Annotated in this window: 17 protein-coding genes and 1 tRNA gene; 7 read left to right on the plus strand and 11 right to left on the minus strand. The window is 69.2% G+C overall.

Annotated features, from left to right (window positions below):
* Position 1 precedes the first annotated feature (1 nt).
* Positions 2–2,338: a glycoside hydrolase family 3 N-terminal domain-containing protein gene (locus RCH21_RS05155; protein WP_326963473.1), complete on the plus strand. Its 2,337-nt coding sequence runs from the start codon at positions 2–4 to the stop codon at positions 2,336–2,338.
* 473 nt (positions 2,339–2,811) lie between these two features.
* A complete protein-coding gene (locus tag RCH21_RS05160; RefSeq protein ID WP_326963474.1) occupies positions 2,812–3,435 on the plus strand; it encodes a hypothetical protein in 624 nt (207 codons plus the stop codon).
* 70 nt (positions 3,436–3,505) lie between these two features.
* On the opposite strand, the gene RCH21_RS05165 is transcribed toward RCH21_RS05160, so the two are convergent.
* From RCH21_RS05165 to RCH21_RS05175, 3 genes are all read right to left on the minus strand, one after another.
* On the minus strand, positions 3,506–4,984 hold the full coding sequence (locus RCH21_RS05165) for an FGGY family carbohydrate kinase (RefSeq protein ID WP_326963475.1): 1,479 nt from the start codon (positions 4,982–4,984) through the stop codon (positions 3,506–3,508).
* A gap of 3 nt (positions 4,985–4,987) precedes the next feature.
* The gene (gene xylA, locus RCH21_RS05170; RefSeq protein WP_326963476.1) at positions 4,988–6,178 is read right to left on the minus strand and encodes a xylose isomerase; all 1,191 of its coding nucleotides are present in this window, start codon (positions 6,176–6,178) and stop codon (positions 4,988–4,990) included.
* A 123-nt stretch (positions 6,179–6,301) separates the two neighbouring features.
* A complete protein-coding gene (locus tag RCH21_RS05175; protein WP_326963477.1) occupies positions 6,302–7,327 on the minus strand; it encodes a LacI family DNA-binding transcriptional regulator in 1,026 nt (341 codons plus the stop codon).
* A 177-nt stretch (positions 7,328–7,504) separates the two neighbouring features.
* Between RCH21_RS05175 and RCH21_RS05180 the strand changes: the two genes are divergently transcribed.
* Positions 7,505–8,644 (plus strand): endo-1,4-beta-xylanase, encoded by a 1,140-nt coding sequence (locus tag RCH21_RS05180; RefSeq protein ID WP_326963478.1) that lies wholly within the window; start codon positions 7,505–7,507, stop codon positions 8,642–8,644.
* A gap of 175 nt (positions 8,645–8,819) precedes the next feature.
* Entirely contained in the window at positions 8,820–11,861 is a 3,042-nt protein-coding gene (locus RCH21_RS05185; protein ID WP_326963479.1) for an endo-1,4-beta-xylanase, read from the plus strand.
* 330 nt (positions 11,862–12,191) lie between these two features.
* Here RCH21_RS05185 and purM read toward each other — a convergent pair whose 3' ends face one another.
* The 7 genes from purM to RCH21_RS05220 all read right to left on the minus strand — a co-directional run bounded on the left by purM (position 12,192) and on the right by RCH21_RS05220 (position 20,117).
* Complete coding sequence (gene purM, locus RCH21_RS05190; protein WP_326963480.1) at positions 12,192–13,304, minus strand: phosphoribosylformylglycinamidine cyclo-ligase; 1,113 nt, start codon at positions 13,302–13,304, stop codon at positions 12,192–12,194.
* A complete protein-coding gene (gene purF / locus RCH21_RS05195) occupies positions 13,301–14,860 on the minus strand; it encodes an amidophosphoribosyltransferase (protein WP_326963481.1) in 1,560 nt (519 codons plus the stop codon). Before purF ends, purM begins: the two co-directional genes overlap by 4 nt.
* An 87-nt stretch (positions 14,861–14,947) precedes the next feature.
* Positions 14,948–15,379 carry a hypothetical protein gene (locus RCH21_RS05200; protein ID WP_326963482.1) on the minus strand — a complete coding sequence of 144 codons (432 nt, stop codon included), beginning with the start codon at positions 15,377–15,379 and terminating at the stop codon, positions 14,948–14,950.
* A 19-nt stretch (positions 15,380–15,398) separates the two neighbouring features.
* On the minus strand, positions 15,399–16,907 hold the full coding sequence (locus tag RCH21_RS05205; RefSeq protein WP_326963483.1) for a DUF2079 domain-containing protein: 1,509 nt from the start codon (positions 16,905–16,907) through the stop codon (positions 15,399–15,401).
* Positions 16,904–17,269 carry a sterol carrier family protein gene (locus tag RCH21_RS05210; RefSeq protein ID WP_120147327.1) on the minus strand — a complete coding sequence of 122 codons (366 nt, stop codon included), beginning with the start codon at positions 17,267–17,269 and terminating at the stop codon, positions 16,904–16,906. Before RCH21_RS05210 ends, RCH21_RS05205 begins: the two co-directional genes overlap by 4 nt.
* 14 nt (positions 17,270–17,283) lie before the next feature.
* Positions 17,284–18,288, minus strand: coding sequence for an asparaginase (locus RCH21_RS05215; protein WP_120147326.1), 1,005 nt, complete (start codon positions 18,286–18,288; stop codon positions 17,284–17,286).
* A 146-nt stretch (positions 18,289–18,434) separates the two neighbouring features.
* On the minus strand, positions 18,435–20,117 hold the full coding sequence (locus RCH21_RS05220) for a molybdopterin-dependent oxidoreductase (protein ID WP_326963484.1): 1,683 nt from the start codon (positions 20,115–20,117) through the stop codon (positions 18,435–18,437).
* A 101-nt stretch (positions 20,118–20,218) separates the two neighbouring features.
* Here RCH21_RS05220 and purD point away from each other — a divergent pair, with 101 nt between their 5' ends.
* From purD to RCH21_RS05235, 3 genes are all read left to right on the plus strand, one after another.
* Positions 20,219–21,511: a phosphoribosylamine--glycine ligase gene (gene purD, locus RCH21_RS05225; RefSeq protein ID WP_326963485.1), complete on the plus strand. Its 1,293-nt coding sequence runs from the start codon at positions 20,219–20,221 to the stop codon at positions 21,509–21,511.
* Positions 21,508–22,407 (plus strand): phosphoribosylaminoimidazolesuccinocarboxamide synthase, encoded by a 900-nt coding sequence (locus RCH21_RS05230; RefSeq protein ID WP_326963486.1) that lies wholly within the window; start codon positions 21,508–21,510, stop codon positions 22,405–22,407. Before purD ends, RCH21_RS05230 begins: the two co-directional genes overlap by 4 nt.
* 237 nt (positions 22,408–22,644) lie before the next feature.
* Entirely contained in the window at positions 22,645–23,646 is a 1,002-nt protein-coding gene (locus tag RCH21_RS05235; RefSeq protein WP_326963487.1) for a hypothetical protein, read from the plus strand.
* A 60-nt stretch (positions 23,647–23,706) separates the two neighbouring features.
* On the opposite strand, the gene RCH21_RS05240 is transcribed toward RCH21_RS05235, so the two are convergent.
* A tRNA-Pro gene (locus RCH21_RS05240) sits at positions 23,707–23,780 on the minus strand.
* Positions 23,781–23,797 lie beyond the last annotated feature (17 nt).

Here is a 23,797-nt window from a genome sequence, read left to right on the forward strand (position 1 = left end):
CATGACTGAGACAACACTGAATGACGCCCGCTGGCGCGATCCCGCCGCCACCCCCGAGGACCGGGTGGACGCCCTGGTCGGAATGATGACCCTGCGCGAGAAGGTCGCGCAGCTCGTCGGCGTCTGGGTCGGCGCCAACACCGAGGGTGGCGAGGTGGCCCCGCACCAGCACGAGATGAACGAGGCGGTGGACCTCGACGAACTCCTGCCGCACGGCCTGGGCCAGTTGACGCGCCCCTTCGGGACGGCGCCGGTGGAACCCGGACTCGGCGCCCTGTCCCTGCAGCGCACGCAGGAGCGCATCACGGCGGCGAACCGTTTCGGCATCCCCGCGCTCGTCCACGAGGAGTGCCTCGCAGGCTTCGCGGCCTGGAAGGCGACGGCGTATCCGGTGCCCCTCGCCTGGGGTGCCACCTTCAACCCGGACCTGGTGCGGACCATGTCCTCGGCCATCGGCGCGGACCTCCGCTCCGTGGGCGTGCACCAGGGGCTCGCCCCCGTGCTCGACGTCGTCCGCGACGCCCGCTGGGGCAGGGTCGAGGAGACCATCGGCGAGGACCCGTACCTCATCGGGACCGTCGCGACGGCCTACGTGCAGGGGCTCGAGCGCGCCGGGATCGTGGCGACGCTCAAGCACTTCGTCGGCTATTCGGCGTCGAAGGCGGGCCGTAACCTCGCCCCCGTGTCGATCGGCGAGCGGGAGCGCGCCGACGTGCTTCTCCCGCCGTTCGAGATGGCCGTCCGCGAGTCGGGCGTCCGTTCGGTCATGCACGCCTACACGGACATCGACGGCGTCCCGACGGCGGCCGACGGATCCCTCCTCACGACGTTGCTCCGCGACACCTGGGGCTTCCAGGGCACGGTCGTGGCCGACTACTTCGGCATCGCCTTCCTCAAGGAACTCCACCGGGTCGCGGCGACCCTCGGGGAGGCCGCTGCCGCGGCGCTCACCGCAGGGGTCGACGTCGAACTGCCCACCATCCACACGTTCGGCGAGCACCTCGTCGCGGAGATCGACGACGGCCGGCTGTCCGAGGACGTGGTGGATCAGGCGCTCCGCCGGGTGCTGCGGCAGAAGCTGGACCTCGGCCTGCTCGATCCGGACTGGTCGCCCGTCCCGCCGGCCCTGGCGGGCGGGGGAGTTCCGATCGTCGATCTCGACACGCCGGGCAACCGGGCGATCGCCGCGGAGCTCGCCGAGCAGTCGATCGTCCTGGTCGGCAACAGCGGCATCCTTCCCCTCACCGCCGCTCCCCGCATCGGCCTGATCGGACCGAATGCCGCCACGCACCGCGCTTTCCTCGGCTGCTACTCGTTCCCCGCGCACGTGGGCGAGCAGCACCCCGAGGTCGAGCTCGGCCTGGCAATTCCCACGGTCGCGGAAGCACTCGAGCAGGAGTTCCCCGACAGCGACATCACGATCGCCACGGGCTGCACCATCGACGGCACCGCGACCACCGGCTTCGACGAGGCTCTCGCCGTCGCGAACGGGTCCGACGTCGTCGTCGCGGTCCTCGGTGACCGGGCCGGGCTGTTCGGCCGTGGAACGAGCGGCGAGGGGTGCGACGCGGAGTCGCTGGAACTGCCGGGGGTGCAGCAGCAGCTCCTCGACACCCTGCTGGCGACGGGGAAGCCCGTCGTCGTCGTGCTGCTGACCGGGCGGCCGTACGCGCTCGGGTCTGCCGTGACCCGCGCGGCCGCCATCGTCCAGGGCTTCTTCCCGGGCGAGGAGGGAGCCGCCGCCGTCGCCGGGGTGCTCAGCGGACGGATCAATCCGGCCGGGCGCCTTCCGGTCAGCATTCCCCGGTCGCCCGGCGCACAGCCGTCCACCTACCTCGCTGCGCCCCTCGCGCAGTCCAGCGGGGTGTCGAACATCGATCCGACGGCGGCGTTCGCCTTCGGTCACGGCCTCAGCTACACCAGCTTCAGCTGGGATGACGCGGGATCGGCTGCGGACTCCGCCCCGACCGACGGTGAGGCCGGCGTACATGTCACGGTCACGAATACGGGCGAGCGCGATGGGGTCGAGGTGGTGCAGCTGTACCTGCACGATCCGGTGGCGTCCGTCGTGCGACCGGTCCAGCGGCTGATCGGCTATGCGCGGGTCCCCCTCGCCGCGGGATCCTCGGCGAGGATCGCGTTCACGGTCCCCGCCGACGTCACGGCCTTCACCGGCCGGGACCGGGTGCGGATCGTCGAACCCGGTGCGCTCGAGCTGCGGCTGAGTGCCTCGAGCAGTGACATCCGCGCGGTTGTCCCGCTCACGCTGACCGGGGCCGTCCGGACCGTCGACCACACCCGGCGCCTGCACTGTGATGTGCAGGTCACACCGCTCTGACAGCGGCGGCACGTCTCGTCAAGGCCACGGCCTGCTTCCGCTTCGGCGGTAGCGGGTCGTGGCCTTTGTGCGCGCAGGGACAGGTACTCCTGCGGTCGGCCACGACGACGACGCCACGACGACGACCGCCACGACGACGACCGCCGGGCGGGGTGACGGGATGATAGTTCCGCGCTCCATACCCTCAGCAGGCCCTCGAGGCAACGAACAAAGAGGTCACGAAAGTGGTCGGCTTCTTCAGCCGCGGTGTCGCACCTCTCGAATTCCTGCTCAGAGGTCGTGGGTCCGCACCACCGCGCGGAAATCGAAGGTGTTCCTGTCCAACAGGCCCTCGCATCATGGATGGCGGGCGCCTTAAGCGGCTTGCATCCGCGTGCACGCAGCGTTCAGGGTAGTAAGCAGACTGATCATGTTGTCCAGCAGCACTGCTGCGGGCGCCGGATCATCCACACCTACCAGGGAGTACGAGCATCATGGCATCAGCAGACAACACATCGGGCGCGAGTACCCCGAAGAGCAGGCGCAACGACGTCGTCACTGCGGAGAAGGAGCAGTTCGGCGGCATCAAGTTCGGCTCGGCGTTCTTCGGCTGGCTGACCGCGATCGGCCTCACTGTCATCCTCAGTGCGCTCGCCGCGGCGATCGGCGTCGGCGTCGGAGCGGCGAACTCGAGCACTGCGAATGACGCTGCCAGTCAGGCGCAGGAGAACGCCCAGACCATCGGGATCATCAGCGGGATCGTGCTCGCGATCATCCTCTTCGTCGCCTACTACTGCGGCGGCTACGTCGCCGGCCGGATGGCACGGTTCGACGGCGTCAAGCAAGGCCTCGCGGTCTGGCTCTGGGGCATCATCATCGCGATCGTCCTGGCCATCCTCGCAGCTGTTGCGGGCGACCGGTTCAACGTGCTCTCCAACCTGAACGGCGCGCCTAGCATCCCCGTGGACGGCAGTGCACTGACCACCAGCGGCCTGATCGGGCTCGCCATCGCAATCCTGATCCCGCTGATCGGGGCGATCCTCGGAGGCAAGGCCGGGATGCGCTTCCACCGCAAGGTGGACCAGGTGGGCATCGACCACCAGGCCGGCCTGGTCTAGCACGGACCCCGCACAACGCGAGAGGCACCGCCCGGATGGGCGGTGCCTCTCGGCATGTCCGGAGAGCGGGCTAGAACGTCAGGGACGCCACCGCTGTCCGATACTGTTCCCGGATGACCGACCGGTGATCGGAAGGGCGGTCCTCCACGGTGTCGACCGTCCACGAAGGCCTCGACCCCGTCAGGACCCAGGCGGCCTGCACTGCGGCACCGCGGGCCACGTACTCTCCCGGAGCCGGGATGCTCACGGGCAGATCGAAGACCTGAGCCGCCACCTGCTGCACGGCAGCATTCTGTGCGGCTCCGCCGATCAGGAGCAGCCGGCGCGGTGTCACGCCCGTTGCACGCACGGCGTCCAGTGCATCCGCCAGTCCGCACAGCATCCCCTCGATCGAGGCCCGGGCAATGTTCTCCCGGGTGCTCGAGGCGATGCTGAGGTTGTGGAAGCTCGCCTTCGCCGTGGGGAGGTTGGGTGTGCGCTCGCCCTCAAAGTACGGCAGCAGGACCACGCCGCCCGCGCCCGGAGCCGCAGCCAGCGCCAGTGCGGCGAAGCCATCGTGATCGACGCCGAGGATCCCTGACACCGAGGACAGCACACGTGCCGCGTTGAGGGTCGCAACGAGCGGGAGGAACAGTCCGCCGGCGTCGGCGAAGCCCGCAACCGTCCCGCTCGCATCCGCCACTGCGTTCGCGGTGACCGCGAAGACGGTGCCGCTGGTGCCGAGGGACACGACGACGTCGCCCTCCACAGCGCCCAGCCCGAGGGCGGCGCCGGCGTTGTCGCCGGCTCCCGCTCCCAGCACGACGCGGCGGCCGCCCGATGCCGTGTACGACGGGTGCACGACGCCGGCGGATTCGTCTGCTCCGAGGACGCGGGGAAGCACCACCGCGTCCGGGCCGTTCCCACCCTGGCTTCCACCTTCACGGGCAGGTCGACCGAGGAGCTGCTCGAACAGCTCGAGATCGTACGCACCCGTGGCGGGGTTCCAGTAGCCGGTGCCGCTCACATCCGAGCGGTCGGTCACGAGCTCCTCGAGGACCGGACCCAGGGGCGCCTCGCCCTCGGGTCCAAAGCCGCGGAGGCGCCACGTCAGCCAGTCATGGGGGAGCGCCACAGCGGCGATCCGCGGAACGAGGTCGGGCTCGGCATCGCGCACCCACCGCACCTTGGTGCTGGTGAAGGATGCGACGGGCGCCAGTCCTGTGCGGGCGACGAGTTGGTCGACGCCCAGTTCAGCGATGAGATCCCGGGCAGCACCTGCGGAACGGGTGTCGTTCCACAGCAGCGCGTCGCGGAGGACCCGGCCGTCACGACCCAGCAGCACCATGCCGTGCTGCTGGCCCGCGATGGAGAGGGCATCGACGTCGTTCCCGAGCCCGTTCCCGGCCACCAGCGCGGCGAGCAGGGCCTGCCACCACGACTCCGGGTCCACCTCCGTGCCCTCCGGGTGGAGGGCACGGCCGCTGCGGATGTCGGCGCCGGTCAGGGTGTCGACGACGACGACCTTGCAGCTCTGCGTCGAGGAGTCGACGCCCGTGACGAGCGCCATGGGTCAGCGGGCCCCGAGCAGGTGCTCGATGAAGAGCTGCTGCAGCTTCACGAAGCCGAAGCCCTTGCCATTGAAGTAGGCATCGGTGTCGAAGTCCTCGTAGGAGGAGCGGTCGGCGCGCAGCACCTCGTAGCCCTCACCCTCGTTGAGCGTGGGCTCGTTGATCTCGGACACGCGGGACGCGGTGAGTGCCGCCTGCACCTCGGGATCGGCGCGGAAAGCTGCGGCGCGTTCCTTGAGCAGCAGGTAGGTCTGCATGTTCGCGGCGGCAGAATCCCAGACTCCGTCCATGTCCTCGGTGCGGCTCGGCTTGTAGTCGAAGTGACGCGGTCCGTCGTAGGACGGCCCACCCGTGGGGCCACCGTTCTCCAGCAGGTCCACGAGGGAGAAGGCGTTCTGCAGGTCGCCATGACCGAACACGAGGTCCTGGTCGAACTTGATGCTGCGCTGGCCGTTGAGGTCGATGTGGAACAGCTTGCCCTGGTATAGGGCCTGGGCGATTCCGTGCGTGAAGTTCAGGCCGGCCATCTGCTCGTGGCCGGTCTCCGGGTTGATGCCTACCAGTTCAGGGCGCTCGAGCGTCTCGATGAACGCCATCGCGTGTCCGAGCGTGGGCAGCAGGATGTCGCCGCGCGGTTCGTTGGGCTTGGGTTCGATCGCGAAGCGGATGTCGTAGCCCTTGTCGGTGACGTAGTCGCCGAGCAAGTTGACGGCTTCGCGGTAGCGTTCGAGGGCTCCGCGGATGTCCTTGGCGGCGTCGTACTCGCTGCCTTCGCGCCCGCCCCACATGACGAACGTCTTGGCGCCGAGCTCGGCTGCGAGGTCGATGTTGTCGAGGACCTTGCGCAGGGCGAAGCGGCGGACGCCGCGGTCGTTGCTCGTGAAACCGCCGTCCTTGAAGACGGGGTGGCTGAAGAGGTTCGTCGTCACCATTGGCACGATCAGGCCGGTGGAGTCGAGGGCGCCCTTCAGCCGGTCGATCTGCGCCCGGCGCTCACCGGCGGTGGAACCGAAGGGGAAGAGATCGTCGTCGTGGAAGGTGATGCCGTATGCGCCGAGGTCGCTCAGGCGTTCGACGGCCTCGACTGCGTCGAGGGGGGCGCGGGTAGCGGAACCGAACTGGTCCTGGGCTTCCCAGCCCACCGTCCAGAGTCCGAAGGAAAATTTGTCGTCGCGAGTGGGCTCGATCGCCATTGAGTGCTCCAGGAAGTGTGTGTGACCAATATGTTGCCGTTACAAACATATTCGTTCCGCGCTGGGGGAGTCAAGGGGAACCATGTGCTTGCGTTCCGGTGGCGTCGTTCCGGTGCTATCCGGTCAGGCGGGCCGTGGGCGGACGCTGGCCCGGGGGATCAGCCGGGTGGACAACTCGATGCGGGGGCTCTCGACCGGCTCGCCCCTGATCAGACGTACGAGGGTGCGGGCGGCAAGCGTCCCCATCTCCGACAGCGGTTGCCGGACGGTGGTCAGGGGCGGCGATGCCCAGGATGCCTCGGGCAGGTCGTCGAAGCCGATCACGCTGAGGTCGTCCGGGATGCGCAGCCCCTGCTGGCGCGCGGCCTCGTAGACCCCGAGGGCCATCTGGTCGCTCGCGGCGAAGATGGCGGTGGGGGGTTCCGCGAGGGTGAGGAGCTCGGTCCCGGCCGAGAAACCCGAGTGGTAGTCGAAGTCGCCGCTGATGACCAGGGCGGGGTCGAAGGCCAGGCCGGCGGCGTCGAGCCCTGCGCGGTAGCCGTCCAGCCGTGCCCTGCTGCACCACAGTCCCGGCCGTCCGGCGACGAAGCCGATGCGACGGTGGTTCTGTCCGAGGAGGTGCTCGGTGGCCGTCACGGCACCCGTCCAGTTGGTGGCACCGATGGTGGGTACCTCGAGGTCGGGCACTCCTGCAGGGTCGATCACCACGACAGGGAGGTTGAGGCGCTGGAGTTCCGCGTGCAGGAACGAGTCGAGGTCGGTGGTGACGAGGATGGCCCCGTCACTCGCCCGGGCCGCCAGGATGTCGAGCCACTTGCGTGTCGAGTCGGCGCCTCCGCGCCGGTGGATCGCCGAGACGACTACGGACAGGCCGTCGCCGTTGAGCGATTCCTCGACGCCACGGATGATCTCGACAGCCCAGGGGCTGTCGAGATCGTTGAACACGAGGTCGACGAGGCCAGACGGAGTGGGGGTGGTAGTGCCGCGGCGCCGGTAGCCGTACTCGCGGAGCAACGTCTCGACGCGCTCGCGCGTGGCGGGGGCGACGTCGGACCGGCCGTTGAGGACACGGGACACGGTGGGAACGGAGACGCCCGCCGCAGAGGCGATGGCGGAGATGGTCACCACTGGTTGGGCATTGTCCTGCACTCATCCTCCTCGGGAACACCGACGCTGCAATTGCGCACCCCCGGAAGCGAAATACATTTCACCCTTGACCTCTCGGGTGCAATGTTCCTAACCTACAGCAAGGGTATTTCCGGAAACTTCCGGAAATCAGAGACCGAAGTATCGGTCACCGCACCTCAGCACCTCAAAGGAGAGCTCATGCAGGTTCGTTCATCCATCGCCGCAACAGTCCTCGCGTCGGCCATGATCCTCCCCATGGCAGCCCCGGCACTCGCGGCCCCCGATCAGCCGTCCCGCTCGCAGGCGGTCGAGAAGAAGGACACCCTCCGCTGGGTGGCGCCGCAGGACCTGAAGATCGGTACGGCCGTCGCGGGAGGCGGCCACCACGAGACGCAGCCCTACCCGGCCCCGTTCACCTTCGACCAGGAGTACCGGCAGCGCCTCGCGGCCGAGTTCAGCTCCGTCTCCCCCGAGAACCAGTCGAAGTGGGAGTTCGTCCACCCGGAGCGCAACACCTACCGCTTCGCGGAGATGGACGCCATCGTGCAGTTCGCCCAGGAGAACAAGCAGGTGGTCCGCGGCCACACCCTGTTCTGGCACAGCCAGAATCCGGCCTGGCTCGAGGAGGGCAACTTCTCGAAGGACGAGCTGCGCGCCATCCTCAAGGACCACATCCAGACCGTGGTCGGCCGCTATGCGGGGAAGATCCAGCAGTGGGACGTGGCCAACGAGATCTTCAACGAAGACGGGACGCTGCGGACGACGGACAACATCTGGATTCGTGAGCTCGGCCCCGAGATCATCGCCGACGCGTTCCGTTGGGCGCACGAAGCGGATCCGAAGGCCAAGCTGTTCTTCAACGACTACGGCGTGGAGGGCATCAACGCGAAGAGCAATGCCTACCTCGACCTGATTCCGAAGCTGCAGGCACAGGGCGTCCCGGTGGACGGCTTCGCCATCCAGGGGCACCTCAGCACGCGCTACGGGTTCCCGGGCGATCTCCAGGCCAACCTGCAGCGCTTCGACGCCCTCGGCCTCGAGACGGCGATCACCGAGATCGACGTGCGCATGGATGTCGCGGCGGGGACAACACCCACCGACGCGCAGCTCGCGACCCAGGCGAGCTACTACCAGCGGGCCCTCGAGGCCTGCGTCTCGGTCGAGGAGTGCAACTCCTTCACCATCTGGGGCTTCACCGACAAGTACTCCTGGGTGCCCGTCTTCTTCAGCGGCGAGGGCGAGGCGACGGTCATGTGGAACGACTTCACGCGCAAGCCCGCCTACTACGCGCTGCAGGACACCCTCGAGCAGGCATCCTCGGGACGCGGCAACCGCTAGCCGGCCAGCCCGCTGGTCCGGGCGGGCAGGGGGCCCGCCCGGACCGTAGCGGAATCGGTTGTTCGACACGAAGCACGTCATGAAACAAGAAGAGCAGCACCCCCGGCGGCCGCGGAATGCCCGCGGCCGCCGCCTCGCCCCTGACCGGGAGCGGGGCGACAGAACAAGGAGAATGATGAGACGACGTTGTCTGATTGCGGGCGCCACGGCCTTCGGCCTGGTGGCCGGAGCCGGTGCCCTGGCGCTGCCGGCGGCGAACGCCGAGGAGCCGGCAGTGCTCCTGAGCGAGGACTTCGAGGACGGTGACTTCGGTCCGCTGACCCAGAACGGCGGGGCTGCCCTGTCCGTGGTCGACGCCGACGGTGACAAAGCACTGCTGGTCAAGGGCAGGGCGAACGACTACGACGGCGTGAAGACGCCGGCCAACCTCCTGCAGGCCGGTGGCACGTACTCCTTCTCGGCGCAGGTGAAGCTGTCCGCCGCCGCCGGAACGACGACGTCGGCCCGCTTCGTCGTCGAACCCGCGTACAGCTGGGTGGGAAACACGACGGTGTCCGCCGATGCGTGGACCACGGTGAGCGGAACCTTTAATGCTCCTGCCGGTGCGGATCCCGCCACCCTGCGCGCCTACCTGGGAACAGGGGATCTCGGGGCGCCCTATGACTACCTCGTGGATGACGTCGTGATCACCGGCACCGCCGAACCGGGCGATGGCGGAACCTGGCAGCCCACCCCGGACCCGGCCTTCGTGCCCGGCGGTGCCGTCAACCCGACCGCCACACCCGTCGCGACGGCCCGCGGCACCGGGAACGTCGTCGCCCTCACCTTCGACGACGGCCCCAACCCCGGCGAGACAACCGCGATCCTCGACCTCCTGCGGGACAAGGGCATCACCGCGACCTTCTGCATCATCGGCCAGAACGTTCAGGCCGACGGCGGAGCCGAACTGCTGCGGCGCATCGTCGCCGAAGGGCACACCCTGTGCAACCACGGGACGTCCTACGCGGACATGGGCTCGTGGACACAGGCGCAGGTCGAGTCCGATCTGAAGGAGAACCTCCGCATCATCCGCGCAGCCGTGGGCGACCCTGCGCTGGCGGTGCCCTACTTCCGGGCACCCAACGGCAGTTGGGGCGCCACGGGCGAGGTGGCCGCAGCGCTCGGCATGCAGCCGCTCGGTCTCGGGAACGTCATCTTCGACTGGGACGGCAACGACCTCAGCGAGGCAACGCTCACGGAGAATCTCCGCAAAGCCTTCACCCCCGGAGCCGTCGTGCTCGCACACGACGGCGGCGGCGACCGGTCGAACACGGTTCGGGCCGTGACGACCGTCGTCGGTGAGAAGCTGGCCGAAGGCTGGACCTTCGCGCTGCCGAGTGGTGGAGCGAGCGCCGGGGAGACAACCGGGATCACGAGCAGCTTCGAGTCGGGCACGGACGGCTGGACGGCGCGGGGCGACGGCGTGCAGGTCACCGCCGGAAGCGACGCACGCACCGGGACCGGGAGCCTGCTCGTCACCAACCGCACCCAGCCCTGGCACGGCGCGGCCCTCGACGTCACCGCGGGACTACCCGTGGGAGTAGCGGTGGAGGTGTCGGTCTGGGCGAAGCTCGCACCGGGACAGCAGCCGGCCTCCCTCAAGGTGTCCGTGCAGCGTGACAACGGCGGAGGGAGCGCCTACGACGGCGTGGCCGGTGCAGGCGCGACCGTCACCGCCGACGGCTGGACGCAGCTGAAGGGCACCTACACGCTCGGCGGCGAGGCGGACAAGGCTCAGGTCTACGTGGAGGGCCCCGTCGGCGTCGACTTCGTCCTCGACGACTTCAGCCTCGCTCCCTTCGCGGAGAAGCCGATCCAGACGGACGTCCCGGGGCTGAAGGACGTCCTCGGCGCCGACGGCATCGAGCACGTCGGTGTCGCCATCGATGCACGCGAAACCACGGGAACAGCGGCGGACCTCATCCGGAAGCATTTCAACGCCTTTACCCCGGAAAATGCCGGGAAGCCCGAGAGCGTGCAGCCGGTCGAGGGTCAGTTCGCCTTCACCCAGCTCGACCAGCTCCTGGATTTCGCGGACGCGAACGGCGTCGAGGTGTACGGACACGTCCTCGCCTGGCACTCGCAGACGCCTGCCTGGTTCTTCAAGGACGGCACCCGGGACCTGACGAACAGCCCTGCCGACCAGGCGCTGCTGAAAGCCCGCATGGAGGCCCATATCAAGGGCATCGCGGATCACATCGATGCGCGCTATCCCGAGGGCGACAGCCCCATCTGGGCCTGGGACGTCGTGAACGAGGTCATCGCGGACGGAGACACGGCGAACCCGCACGACATGCGGGACAGCCGCTGGTTCCAGGTCCTGGGTGAGGGCTTCGTGGACGAGGCCTTCCGCCTGGCCGACCGCTACTTCCCCGACGCCGCGCTGTTCATCAACGACTACAACACCGAGATGCCCGAGAAGCGCGCGGACTACCTCGACCTGATCCGCGGACTCGAGGCCCGAAACGTACCGATCGACGGCGTCGGGCACCAGGCCCACGTCGATGTCGCCCGGCCCGTGCAGTGGCTCGAGGACTCCATCAAGGCCGTGGAGGCGTTGAACCCCGAGCTCCTGCAGGCCATCACGGAACTCGACGTCAACGCCTCGACGGAGAACCAGGGTGCCGATGTCAGTGGCGCGCCGGTGGACCCCTACAGTCCCGCCTTCGAGAACGACGAGGACGCGGCAGCCGAGGTGGGCTACTACTACCGGGACCTGTTCTCGATGCTTCGCGAGCACAACGAGTCCGTCGATTCGGTGACGTTCTGGGGAATCAGCAACGCGCGCACCTGGCTGCGGACGTGGCCCATGGCCCGGCCATGGGAGCAGCCGCTGCCCTTCGACGACGACCTGCAGGTCACTCCGGCCTACTGGGGCATCGTCGATCCGTCGCGGCTCCCGGCCCGTCCGGCCGACGTGCTGCCGCCGCGGATCGCCGACCAGTCGGACGTCCAGGCCGTCTCCAACGGTGCCAGCGGCGCCAAGGTGGCGTACACCCTGCCGTCCGCCATCGACACCCTCGACGGCGCCGTCCAGCTGGACTGCGTACCCGCTCCGGGTACCCGTTTCAGGATCGGCGTCACGACGGTCACCTGCACGGCTGCGGACGAGGCGGGCAATGTCCGGACCAGTTCGTTCGACGTCGTCGTCACACGCACGCTGCACGGGAAGCCCTGACGGGTCCCGCTGCACGACGAAGCCCCTGTCCTCCTGGAGGGCAGGGGCTTCGTCGTGTCGTCCGATGCCGGTTGGCGGTGCGCTTCCTCCCACTGATCGACGTCGTTCGGTGGGAATGTTCGAACCTGCCCACTGTAGGTACCCGATGAGTGGGCAGGAGTTGTTCCTGCCCACTGTAGTGACCCGATGAGTGGGCAGGAGTTGTTCCTGCCCACTGTAGTGACCCGATGAGTGGGCAGGAGTTGTTCCTGCCCACTGAAGGGGGCCGATGAGTGGGCAGAGCCGCGCGCGGAGCGAGGTCCGGGTGACTCCCCGGAGACCGAGGGGAGGTCAGGCGTAGCTGCCGAGCAGCCGTACCGACCCGCCGTCGACGCCCTTGGCGCCCTGGATGTAATCGGGCCCGTCGATGCTCCCGCCGCTCGCGGCGCGCACGCTTCCCATGACCCAGGACGGCAGTCCGGCGGCGTTCAGCTGGGCGAGCGCGGCATCCGCGCCCGACGCCCCGACGATCGCGACCATGCCGACGCCCAGGTTGAGGGTGCGCTCGAGGTCCGGCAGCGGCACGTTGCCGAGCTGGGAGACGAGCGTGAAGATCGGCGGCAGCTCCCAGGTGGAACGGTCTACCGAGGCTTCGAGCCCGCGGGGCAGCACGCGGGCGAGGTTCGCCGCCAGTCCGCCACCGGTGACGTGACTGAAGCCGTGCACCTGTGCGGCGTCGTTGCGGGTCAGTGCGAGGCAGTCCGCGGCATAGATGCGCGTGGGCTCGAGGAGTTCCTCGCCCAGTGTCCGTCCGAGTTCCGAGACCTGCCGGTCGAGCGCCCAGCCCGCCTGGTTGATCACCCGGCGCACCAGGGAGTAGCCATTGGAGTGCAGTCCCGAGGAGGCCATGCCGATGACGACGTCGCCCTCGCGCACGCGCTCGGGGCCGAGCACGCGGTCGGCCTCGACCACGCCGGTCGCCGCACCCGCGACGTCGTACTCGTGCTCGCCGAGCAGTCCCGGATGTTCCGCGGTCTCCCCACCCACGAGGGCGGTGCCGGCGGCGGAGCAACCGGCCGCGATACCGCGGACGATATCGGCGATCCGCTCGGGGACCACCTTGCCGCACGCGATGTAGTCGGTCATGAAGAGCGGCTCCGCGCCCACCACCACGATGTCGTCGACCACCATGCCCACGAGGTCGAACCCGATGGTGTCGTGGATGTCCATGGCCTGGGCGATGGCGACCTTCGTGCCGACGCCGTCCGTCGACGTCGCCAGGAGGGGCCGTGTGTAGGTCAGGAGGCGGGAGACGTCGAAGAGACCGGCGAAACCGCCCACCCCGCCGACGACCTGCTCGCCGTGCGTCGCGCGCACGGCGTCCTTCATCAGCTCGACGGCCCGGTCACCCGCTTCGACGTCCACTCCGGCGCTGGCATACGTGGTGGGGTTGGACGCGCTCATACCCGCTCTTTCTTGTCTTCGTCGGTCAGGACCGCTTCGAACTCGGCATCCGGCCCGGGATCGCATCCCGTGGCACCGGACTTGTCGGCCGGGTCGAGGCGTTCCAGCAGGTTCTTGCCGAGACGGTCGTCATCGGGCAGTTCGATGGGGTAGGTGCCGGTGAAGCACGCCGTGCACAGGCGCTCGCGGGGCTGCTGCGTGGCGTCGATCATGCCGTCCTCGGAAATGTACGCGAGGCTGTCGGCTCCGATCGACGCACTGATCTCGTGGATCGCGGCGCCGTTGGCGATGAGTTCGGCGCGGGAGGCGAAGTCGATGCCGTAGAAGCAGGGCCAGCGCACGGGCGGCGACGAGATCTTCACGTGCACCGAAGCTGCCCCCGCCTCGCGGAGCATCCGGACGACGGCGCGCTGCGTGTTGCCGCGGACGATCGAGTCGTCGACGACGATGATGCGCTTGCCGCGGATGACGGATTCCAGGGCATTGAGCTTCAGCCGGATGCCGAGCTGTCGGAGGGTCTGGCTGGGCTGGATGAAGGTCCGGCCCACGTAGGCGTTCTTCACGAACCCATGGGCGAAGGGGATGCCCGATTCCTCGGCGAACCCCACGGCGGCGGGTGTACCCGACTCCGGGACGGGGATCACGATGTCCGCCTCCGCCGAGTTCTCCCGGGCCAGCTGGCGGCCCATCTCGACACGGGACTCGTAGACCGAGCGGCCCGCGATCGCGGCGTCGGGCCGGGCGAGGTACACGTACTCGAAGACGCAGCCGGCGGCCGTCGGCGTCGCGAAGCGGCTGCTGCGCACGCCGTCCTCGTCGATGGCGATGACCTCGCCGGGCTCGATCTCGCGGATGTAGCTCGCACCGACGGTCGCGAGGGCTGCCTGCTCGGACGCGACCACCCACCCGCGCTCGAGGCGACCGAGGACGAGGGGACGGACGCCGTAGGCGTCGCGGGCGGCGTACAGGGTGCCTTCGTCCATGAAGACGAAGCAGAAGGCACCGCGGATGCTCGGCAGGAGTTCCATCGCCGTATCCTCGAGCGAGCGGCCGTCGTTGCCGGCGAGGAGTGCGGTCACCAGTGCGGTGTCGGTGGTGTTGCCCTGGGCGAGTTCACCGGCCCGGGGCTTGCCGTGGCGCGCGAGGACCATCTGGTAGAGCTCGGCGGAGTTCGTCAGGTTGCCGTTGTGGGCGAGGGCCACGGTGCCGGCAGCGGTGGCGCCGAGCGTGGGCTGCGCATTGGCCCAGTGCGAGGACCCTGTGGTCGAGTACCGGCAATGCCCGACGGCGATGTGCCCGGTCAGGGTATTGAGGGTGGACTCGTCGAAGACCTGGGAGACGAGGCCCATGTCCTTGTAGACGTTGATCCGGCGGCCGTCGCTGGTCGCGATGCCTGCCGATTCCTGGCCGCGGTGCTGCAGCGCGTACAGGCCGTAGTAGGCGAGCTTCGCCACCTCCTCACCGGGCGCCCAGACGCCGAAAACACCGCAGGCATCCTGTGGTCCTTTTTCGCCGGGAAGAAGATCGTGGGAAAGTTGTCCGTCGCCGCGCACCATTCGGCCATTCTCTCACGGCACGCAACGCCACCCGAGCGAAGAGTCGGTTGCGTCCGGCCCTGCCGAGCCCTGTCGAGCCCTGCGGCGTCAGGCGGCGTCGTCGTCGAACGTGCGCTCCGCCCGGGCACGCTCCGCCTTCTTGATGCTGCGGCGGTCGAAGACGAGGACCAGCAGGGCTGCCAGGAGCAGCCCCGGCAGCGCGAAGGCGACGGTGAAGAAGCCCAGTACGGATTCACGCGTGAGGGTGGGATCAACCGGACCGGTGTAGGCGACGACGAGCGCGGCCAGGAAGCCGACGATCGCACCGACCGCCATGAACGGCACGAACTTCGGAGCCCGGCGCACGGTCACCTCGCGGTAGGCGGAAGGATCGATCCGGGCCGCGGCGGCGGGCTCCGACGGCTGTCCGACCGGCGGTGCCACGCGGTCGGCAGGCCCGGGCTGCCCGTCCGCCGGCACGGCGCCGCGCGTATCGGGCTGCTCGGGGGTGCTGCTCGGCGTGGGCTGCTCGGAGGTCATGCTTTAAGGCTACCGGGCATCAGCGTTCCCGCTGGACGAGCTGGTAGCCGGCTTCGCTGAACACCAGGGTGTAGTCGGACCCCGGATAGCGCTGCTCGGCGTGGGCTTCGGCGTTCCCCGGCCTGACCGGCCCCCAGCTCCAGTCATCGGCGTCGACGATGAGGTAGTCCGGCGGCGGGTTGAGGTTGCCCAGCCAGTAGACCCGAGTCTCGGGGACCAGGTACGCCATGAGCACCACGCCGGTTTCGACCGTCGACGCCTGGGGGATGAGCCGCATCATGCGGTGCGCCGCGTCCCAGCGCTCCGACTGCCGGTAGGTTTCCGGCTCGGCGAGGACGGCGAACTTCTGGCTGGGCAGCAGCACCAGGGAGGCTGCGACGGCGGCCGGGACCCCCATCAGGGTGACGGCGCGGACCCAGCTGCGGCGGCTCCTGCGGAGCGAGAGCACGCCGTCGAGCAAGGCGAGGAACAGGACGGGCATGAGGACCGCACTGTAGTGCCATTCGGGACCCCAGTAGCCCTCCTGGCCCGAGGCGAACCGCCAGAGCAGCGTCGGCAGGAGGACGAGGGTGAGCGAGGACCGGAGGAACAGGAAGCCGCCGGAGACCAGGAGCAGCAGGAGTGTCTCGTGCTTCGCGGTGCCGGAGACGAGGTCGACGACGGCGCCTCCGGGGTCGGCGATCATCGAGCCCAGGTCGATCCGGTCCGAGTAGTCGTACTGGCCGGTGGCGTTGAGGGCGGGCAGGATCAGGCGGACCGAGGCGATCAGCCAGAGTGCCCCCCACAGGGACAGCCACAGCCCCGCCGCGGTCCGGAGCCGCCAGGCGATGACCAGTCCGAGGGCCATGACCGTGAGCCCGAGGTCCTCCTTCACGAAGACCAGCAGCCCGCCCCAGACGACGGCGGGCAGCATGCGCCGCCGCAGCAGGGCTTCCAGGCTCAGGGCGAGGAGCGGGACGGCGAAGGCGATCTCGTGGAACTGCGCCGCGACGGCGGACTGCAGCCCCCAGGACAGGGCATACGCGACCCCCACGGCGATCCCCATCACCGGTGAGACCAGGCGCATGCCGGTTCGGGCGATCACCACCACCGACAGCCCGAAGAGGAGGTTCTGCACCATGAGGATGGTGAGGCCCGAGGGCGCCAGCGCGTAGGCAGGTCCCAGCAGCACGAGGAGGGGGTGGAAGTGGTCCCCCAGGAGGTTGAAGCCCTCCCCCTTGATCGGGACGATCGGTGTGCCGAAGCCCGCGTATGCCTTCGCGAGCTGCGTGAAGATCCCGAGGTCCCACGACGGCGACTCCAGGGTGTTCCACTGGGTCACCGAGAAGACCGAGTAGATGAGCGTCGCGGCGAGGCCGGTGAGCCAGGCTCCGAGGGGCTGGCGGTGCAGGGCTGCGACGGAGCGCTCGCGGAGGGTTCGGAGCCGGTCCGCCCGATCGCCGGACGAGCGGTGGCCGGCTGCCGTGGAGGCGCGCCCTGCAGTGCCGGCTCCGGTCGTTCCCGCCGCGGACGGTCGGTCGGTACTCATCCCCGAGGTCCGAAGAGAGGCAGCCAGGCGCTCAGGTCGGCCCGCTGTCCGGACGCAGCGACCTTGCCTGCGGCGACGGCATCCGGCCACGTCGTCCTTCCCTCGACGAGGGCCAGCCACGTGGACGCATCCATCTCGACGACGTTCGGGGGAGTGCCGCGGGTATGGCGCGGGCCCTCGACGCATTGCGTCACGCCGAAGGGTGGCACGCGCACCTCGACGCTGTTGCCGGGCGCCAGCTCGGCGAGTTCCTCGAGGGTGAAGCGCACCGCCATCGCGAGGTCCGGGCGGCCGGCCGACCCGGCGGCAACCGACGTCAGTGCCCGCCGGCCGTCCTCCGGCGTGATGCGTCGTCGTGCCATGGTCCGGGCCGTCCCTAGTCGAGCAGGGCCATGACCGGGGCGGCGAGGCGCAGGCTGCCGACCGGACGGCCTCCACCGAAGACCGGCTGGACGACCTTCTCGAGGACGGCGCCCACCTTCTCGGCGTCGATCGCTCCGGACGCGGCGAAGAGTGTGAGGCCGACGAGGGTGGCCGCGCGGGAGTTGCCGTCGAGGACCTTAAGGGCCAGCGACGCCCCTGTCCGGGCGCCCAGGACGAGCACGCCCTCCGCGCCGCTCTTGGCGACGACTCCGAGGTCCTCCATGACCACCGAGTTCTCCATCCCGTTGCCGTGCACGGCCCATGGATAGTCGAGCATCGCGGTCGCGATGGTCGCCGCGCGGGCATCAGCGTGCTTATCCGACGGCGCCCTGGTCACCTTGCCGATGCCCCGTGCGAGTCCCGTCAGCGAGACGGCGGCGACGGGAGCACCGCAACCATCGATGCCCCAGGCCGACACCGGCTCCTCCGTGTACTCCTCGATGACCGAGGCCACCGAGCGCTGGAGCGGATGGGAGGGTTCGAGGTAGGTCGAGGTGTCCCACCCGTTCTCGGTACAGGCCCACAGGAAGGCCGCATGCTTGCCCGAGCAGTTGAAGGCGATGCGCTGCTTGCCTTTGCCCTCCCGAACGAGGTCGTTGCGGGCTTCCTCGTCCTGCGGCCAGTCCTCGGGGCACTGGAGGTGCTCCTCGGTGACGCCGGCGGCATCGAGCATGGTCCGCACCACGTCCATGTGCTCCTTGCTGGCGACGTGGCTGGCGGCCGCGAGAGCCACCTGCGGTCCGCGCAACGGCACGCCGGCCTTCATGCTGGCCAGCGCCTGGAACGGCTTCAGGGTGGAGCGGGGGAAGATCGGGCTCGTGATGTCCCCGAGCTCGGTCACGACCGAACCGTCCGCTGCGAGGACGACGGCGGCACCGACGTGGCGGGACTCGATGAAGCCGTTGCGTTCGAGGACGGCGAAGTCCACGGCGTCAGCCGTAGTGAAGGTGGAGGGCATGATTCCAGTATTCCCTATCCTCTCCGTGTGATCGCTGTGGGTTCAGGGCCCGGCCTGCACGGCTGCGCCCACCGGAGTGGACGGTCATCCGGTGGGCGCAGGTCGTGTGGAGCGCGCCGCTCCTGGCTCAGGGGTCGGTCTGCCGTTTACTTGACCGTGAACTGCACGGACTGCCAGCCCGACGCGCCGTTGGGGACGGTCTCTGCACGCTCGTCGGTCTGGACGCCATCGACCGCGTCCGTGGCCCTGGCCCGTACTGTGTGCAGCCCGGCGTCCAGGGTGAGCTCGTGCGACCACTGCCGCCAGGTGTCCACCGAGGCCTCGGCCGCGAGGGTCACGGGCTCCCAGTCGCCGCTGTCCACGGACACCTCGACCTTGGTGATGCCCCGCTGCTGGGACCAGGCGACACCACCGATCATCACCGCGCCGGCGTCCAGCGAGGCGAAGGACTGCGGTACCTCGACGCGGGCCATCGTCTTGATGGGGCCCAGCTCGGACCAGCCGCGATCGGTCCAGTAGGCCGTCCTGTCGGCGAACCGCGTCACCTCCAGGTCGACGACCCACTTGGTCGCTGAGACGTAACCGAACAGGCCAGGCACCACCATCCGGACGGGGAAGCCGTGCTCCACGGGAAGGGGCTCGCCGTTCATGGCGACTGCCAGGATGGCGTCGCGGTCGTCCTGCAGCACGGGCAGGGGAGTGGAGGCGCTGAAGCCGTCCGAGCTCGTCGACAGGACCATGTCCGCGCCTTCGAGGGGTTTCGCCCGGGCGAGGACCTCGCGCAGGGGGTATCCGAGCCACTTGGCGTTGCCGGCCAGGTAACCGCCCACGGGATTCGAGACGCACGTCAGGGTGATGTGGCGCTCGATCAGGTCGGCGTCGAGGAGGTCCTGGAAGGTAAGTTCGAACTCTTCCTCCACCATCCCGTGGACGCGGAGCACCCAGTCGTCGGTCGTGAGCTGAGGGACGCTGAGCGCCGTGTCGATCCGGTAGAAGTCCCCGTTCGGGGTGACGAAGGGTGTCACGCCCGGAACGGGGGACTGCACACCGGCGGGGAGGGCGGGAGCCGGGCTCGACGGTGAGGGGAACTCCAGGCTGTCGCGCACGGCGGCGATGTTGTTGCGTGCTCCCGACAGCAGGCGCCCACCACCGGCAGCCGCGGCGGCGACGACGGCGGTGACACCGGCGGCGGCGAAGAACCCGCGGCGCGAGGTGCTGCCGGGGGTCCTCGAGGTGGCTGCGGCAACCGGGCCCGCGACGTCGTCGTTCCGGGGTGTCCCCTCGCCCGACTCGACGACGGTCACGCCGGGACGAGTGCGGTCCGAGCCCGGGTTCTTGGCTGCGGGAGCGGGTGTGGCGATGGCGGGAGCGACGGCGGCGTGGCGCAGGCGGGCGACGAGCCAGCGGAGGGCGAGCAGGCCTGCAGTCGTGCCGACGACCGTGGGGATGGCGTCGGGGAGCGAGGCTCCGGCGCGCGTCAGGACGCAGGCCACGATGATCGCACCCATGAGGAGCACTCCGGCGGCGCCCAGCATCCACCTCCGAAAGGCGACGAGGCCGAGGATCGCAGCCAGGAGGGTGATGGTGACACCCATCCCGATCAGCAGGGCTAGCTTGTCGTTCGTCCCGAACGTCGCGATCGCGAAGTCCTTCATCCAAGGCGGGGTGAAGTCGATGAAGGTGGATCCCATGGCGATGACGGGTGTGGCGCTGGCACGGAAGAAAGCGCCGACGAGCTCGGCGACACCGAGCACCATGCCCGCAGCGATGATGCCTGCGAGCGCGGCAAGGAGGGGGATGCCGCGGCGGGGCTTGGTGGAGTTGCTCATGCGAAGTATTCGGAGAGGTAGCGGGGCAGTATGGGTACCGGCCTCCGTAACAGGCGCCGCACACTGTGTGGGCCCGGGCACCTCCAGTACGCTGTCCTACTGTGAAGGTTCTAGTGCTGGGCCCCGGAGGCCGCGAACATGCCATCGTCCGGGCGTTGCTGGCCGACCCCTTCGTCCGGGAGGTGCACGCAGCACCCGGCAACGCCGGGATCGCCGAGGACGTGCCGACCCACGACATCGATGCCAGCGATCCGGCCGCGGTGACAGGCCTCGCCCGACGCCTCGGCGTCGGCCTCGTGGTCATCGGTCCCGAGGCGCCGCTCGCCGCGGGTATCGCTGATGCGCTCCTTGACGAGGGCATCCCCGTCTTCGGCCCTACCAGGGCAGCGGCGCAGCTCGAGGCCTCCAAGGCCTTCGCGAAACAGGTCATGGCTGCTGCCGGTGTGCCGACGGCGATGGCGCGCGTCGCCGCGACCGACGAGGAGGCCGGTGAGGCGCTCTGCACCTTCGGCGCCCCCTATGTGGTGAAGGACGACGGCCTCGCCGCGGGTAAGGGAGTCGTGGTCACCGACGACCTCGACGAAGCCCGCGCCCATGCGTCCGCCTGTTTCGCGGCGGGGGGCACGGTGGTGATCGAGGAATACCTCGACGGACCCGAGGTGTCCCTCTTCGTCCTCTCCGACGGGCGGACCGTCGTCCCGCTCGCGCCGGCCCAGGACTTCAAGCGCATCCACGACGGCGACCAGGGTCCGAACACCGGAGGCATGGGCGCCTACTCACCGCTCGAGTGGGTCCCGGCGACCCTCGTCGAGGAGGTCATCTCGCGCGTTGCCCAGCCCGTGATCGACGAGATGGCCCACCGCGGCACGCCGTTCGCCGGTGTCCTCTACGTGGGGCTCGCCCTCACCTCCCGCGGCATGCGCGTCATCGAGTTCAACGCCCGCTTCGGCGACCCCGAGACCCAGGCCGTGCTCGCCCGGCTGGCGACACCCCTCGGCGGCGTGCTGCTCGCGGCCGCCAAGGGCACCCTCGACCAGATCGATCAGCTGAACTGGTCTCCGCAGACGGCCGTCGCCGTCGTCCTCGCATCCGAGAACTATCCCGACACTCCTGTCACCGGACGGCGCATCCGGGGCCTGAAGAAGGCAGGCAAGGTCGACGGCGCCACCGTGCTGCATGCGGGAACCGCGCTGCGCGACGGCAAGGTGGTCAGCGCCGGCGGCCGCGTGCTGGCCGTCGTCGGGCTCGGGGACTCCCTGGAGGACGCGCGCTCCACCGCCTATGAGGGCCTCTCCCTGATCGAGCTCCAGGGCGGGCAGTTCCGAACGGACATCGCGCTCAAGGCATCCCGCGCCGAAGTCACCGTCTCCGGACCCGCGGCGGCTACGACATGAGCGGTTTCGCGCCCCCGCACGTCGACCTCCCGGGCTGGCGGCACGTCTACTCCGGCAAGGTACGCGACCTGTACGAGCCTGAGGGCGGGCCCGACGACGTCGTCCTCGTGGTCGCCAGCGACCGCATCAGCGCATACGACCACGTCCTCGCCACCGAGATCCCCGACAAGGGCCGCGTCCTGACGCAGCTCAGCCTCTGGTGGTTCGAGCAGCTCGGCGGTATCCCGAACCATGTGATCGCCGCCGATGCGGCAGGCGGTGTCCCCGCCGCCGTCGAGGGCCGGGCCATGATCTGCCGCAAGCTCATCATGTATCCCATCGAGTGCATCGCGCGCGGCTACCTCACGGGAAGCGGGCTGCTCGAGTACCGGGCGTCGCGGACCGTGTGCTCGTTGCCGTTGCCCGAGGGCCTCGTGGACGGCTCGCGCCTGCATCCCGCGCTCTTCACTCCCTCCGCGAAGGCCGAGGTGGGCGAGCACGACGAGAACATCACCTATGACGCCGTCGTCATGACCGTGGGTGACGACGCCGCGGCCGAGCTCCGCACGCTCACGCTCGACATCTACGCGAGGGCCGAGGAGATCGCGCGCGAGAGGGGCATCATCCTCGCGGACACGAAGGTGGAATTCGGGCTCGACCCTGCCACGGGGCGCATCACGCTCGGGGACGAGGTGCTGACGCCGGATTCCTCGCGTTTCTGGGATGCGGCACTCTACGCGCCCGGGCAGGTGCAGCCGTCGTTCGACAAGCAGTTCGTCCGCGACTGGCTGACGTCCGACGCCACGGGCTGGGACCGCTCGTCGGAGCCTCCCGCACTGCCCGACGACGTCGTCGAGCGCACACGCGCACGCTACGTCGAGGCGTACGAGCGGCTGACGGGTCGCACGTTCGCCTGACGCCCGATCCGCCGGCGGCGGTAGTGTCCCGAACCACGGTGCGACCACCCCTTGGCTACGGGGGACAAAGCCCGTGACCGGCGCGTTATCGAACTGGCAGACCCAGGCCGTCAGTACCACGGCTGCAGCCGCGGTTCACGACGATCGACTGTTCCATCGCCTTCTCAGCAACCCATCCGTCACAGAGCCGTGCGGAGCCCCGGGCAGGGCCGCGCGCGCGAACCAACGAGGAGCACCGTGAATACCACCACCTCCCACAGCACCAGTCAGTCAACGTCCGTGCGCCGTATGGCGCTGACACGCGCGGCGGTTGCGATCGTCGCGACCGGCGGGCTACTGCTGCCGGCCACAGGAGCCGTCGCAGCCCCGCCGTCATCTACCCAGGCGGCGGCGGCCGCAGCTCAGAAGCACCCGGGAGCGTTCATCCCGCTCCCCGGTGCGTCGGGAGCTGAGGGTATCGCCGCAGGCAGGGGATCAACGTTCTACGCGGGAGACCTCGGCGACGGCGACATCTACCGTGGCGATATCCGGAAGGGCACTGCGGAACCCTTCATCGACGCACCGGACGGCAGGGTCGCTGTCGGTTTGAAAGCCGATGTGAAGAACGATCTGTTGTTCGTCTCAGGCGGCGCCAAGGGTCAGGCCTACGTGTACGACACCCGCACCGGCGCCCCCGTCGCCGACGTCCGGTTGACGAGGGCAGAGGCCTTCATCAACGACGTCACACTCACGAAGGACGGGGCCTACTTCACCAACTCCCGCCGCGCCGAGCTCTACTTCATCCCGGTCGGCCGGCACGGGGAGCTCGGTGAGGTGCAGACGATTCCGCTGTCCGGCCCGGCGGCCCTGGTGGAAACTGGTTTCAACCTCAACGGCATCACGTCGGTCGACGGTGGAAGGACACTGATCGTGGCGCACTCCGCCAACCAGGCGCTCTACACCGTTGACCCGGACACCGGAGTGAGCGATGTCATCGCGACCGGCGCGCTGCCGAACGTCGACGGCATCCTTGCCAAGGGCGACACCGTGTACGCCGTCCAGAACAGGAAGAACCAGGTCAGCCGCATCGACCTGTCGAACGACCTTGCGAGCGGTCAGGTGGAGGACGTCATCAAGAGCCCACGGTTCGACGTCCCGACGACGGTGGCCCTGTTCGGCAAGACGCTGGCCCTCGCCAACGCGAAGTTCGGCGCCCTGAATCCCCGCGGCTATGAGGTCGTGACCGTCCCGGCCCGCTGAACCAGCCGGATATACAGGAAGCCCGCTGGTCCCCAGCGGGCTTCCTGCGTATTAATCCGGTCGGGGTGACAGGAATTGAACCTGCGACCTCGTCGTCCCGAACGACGCGCGCTACCAAGCTGCGCCACACCCCGGTGCTCCCACACGGGAG

The sequence above is a fragment of the Arthrobacter sp. PL16 genome (assembly GCF_035985055.1).
GTDB lineage: Bacteria > Actinomycetota > Actinomycetes > Actinomycetales > Micrococcaceae > Arthrobacter_D > Arthrobacter_D cheniae.

Excerpts from the sequence above, each read along its gene's own strand:
- RCH21_RS05155 (WP_326963473.1), top strand. The coding sequence starts at position 2 with ATGACTGAGACAACACTGAATGACGCCCGCTGGCGCGATCCCGCCGCC.
- RCH21_RS05160 (WP_326963474.1), top strand. The coding sequence starts at position 2,812 with ATGGCATCAGCAGACAACACATCGGGCGCGAGTACCCCGAAGAGCAGG.
- RCH21_RS05165 (WP_326963475.1), bottom strand. The coding sequence starts at position 4,984 with ATGGCGCTCGTCACGGGCGTCGACTCCTCGACGCAGAGCTGCAAGGTC.
- xylA (WP_326963476.1), bottom strand. The coding sequence starts at position 6,178 with ATGGCGATCGAGCCCACTCGCGACGACAAATTTTCCTTCGGACTCTGG.
- RCH21_RS05180 (WP_326963478.1), top strand. The coding sequence starts at position 7,505 with ATGCAGGTTCGTTCATCCATCGCCGCAACAGTCCTCGCGTCGGCCATG.
- RCH21_RS05185 (WP_326963479.1), top strand. The coding sequence starts at position 8,820 with ATGAGACGACGTTGTCTGATTGCGGGCGCCACGGCCTTCGGCCTGGTG.
- purM (WP_326963480.1), bottom strand. The coding sequence starts at position 13,304 with ATGAGCGCGTCCAACCCCACCACGTATGCCAGCGCCGGAGTGGACGTC.
- purF (WP_326963481.1), bottom strand. The coding sequence starts at position 14,860 with ATGGTGCGCGGCGACGGACAACTTTCCCACGATCTTCTTCCCGGCGAA.
- RCH21_RS05200 (WP_326963482.1), bottom strand. The coding sequence starts at position 15,379 with ATGACCTCCGAGCAGCCCACGCCGAGCAGCACCCCCGAGCAGCCCGAT.
- RCH21_RS05205 (WP_326963483.1), bottom strand. The coding sequence starts at position 16,907 with ATGAGTACCGACCGACCGTCCGCGGCGGGAACGACCGGAGCCGGCACT.
- RCH21_RS05210 (WP_120147327.1), bottom strand. The coding sequence starts at position 17,269 with ATGGCACGACGACGCATCACGCCGGAGGACGGCCGGCGGGCACTGACG.
- RCH21_RS05215 (WP_120147326.1), bottom strand. The coding sequence starts at position 18,288 with ATGCCCTCCACCTTCACTACGGCTGACGCCGTGGACTTCGCCGTCCTC.
- RCH21_RS05220 (WP_326963484.1), bottom strand. The coding sequence starts at position 20,117 with ATGAGCAACTCCACCAAGCCCCGCCGCGGCATCCCCCTCCTTGCCGCG.
- RCH21_RS05230 (WP_326963486.1), top strand. The coding sequence starts at position 21,508 with ATGAGCGGTTTCGCGCCCCCGCACGTCGACCTCCCGGGCTGGCGGCAC.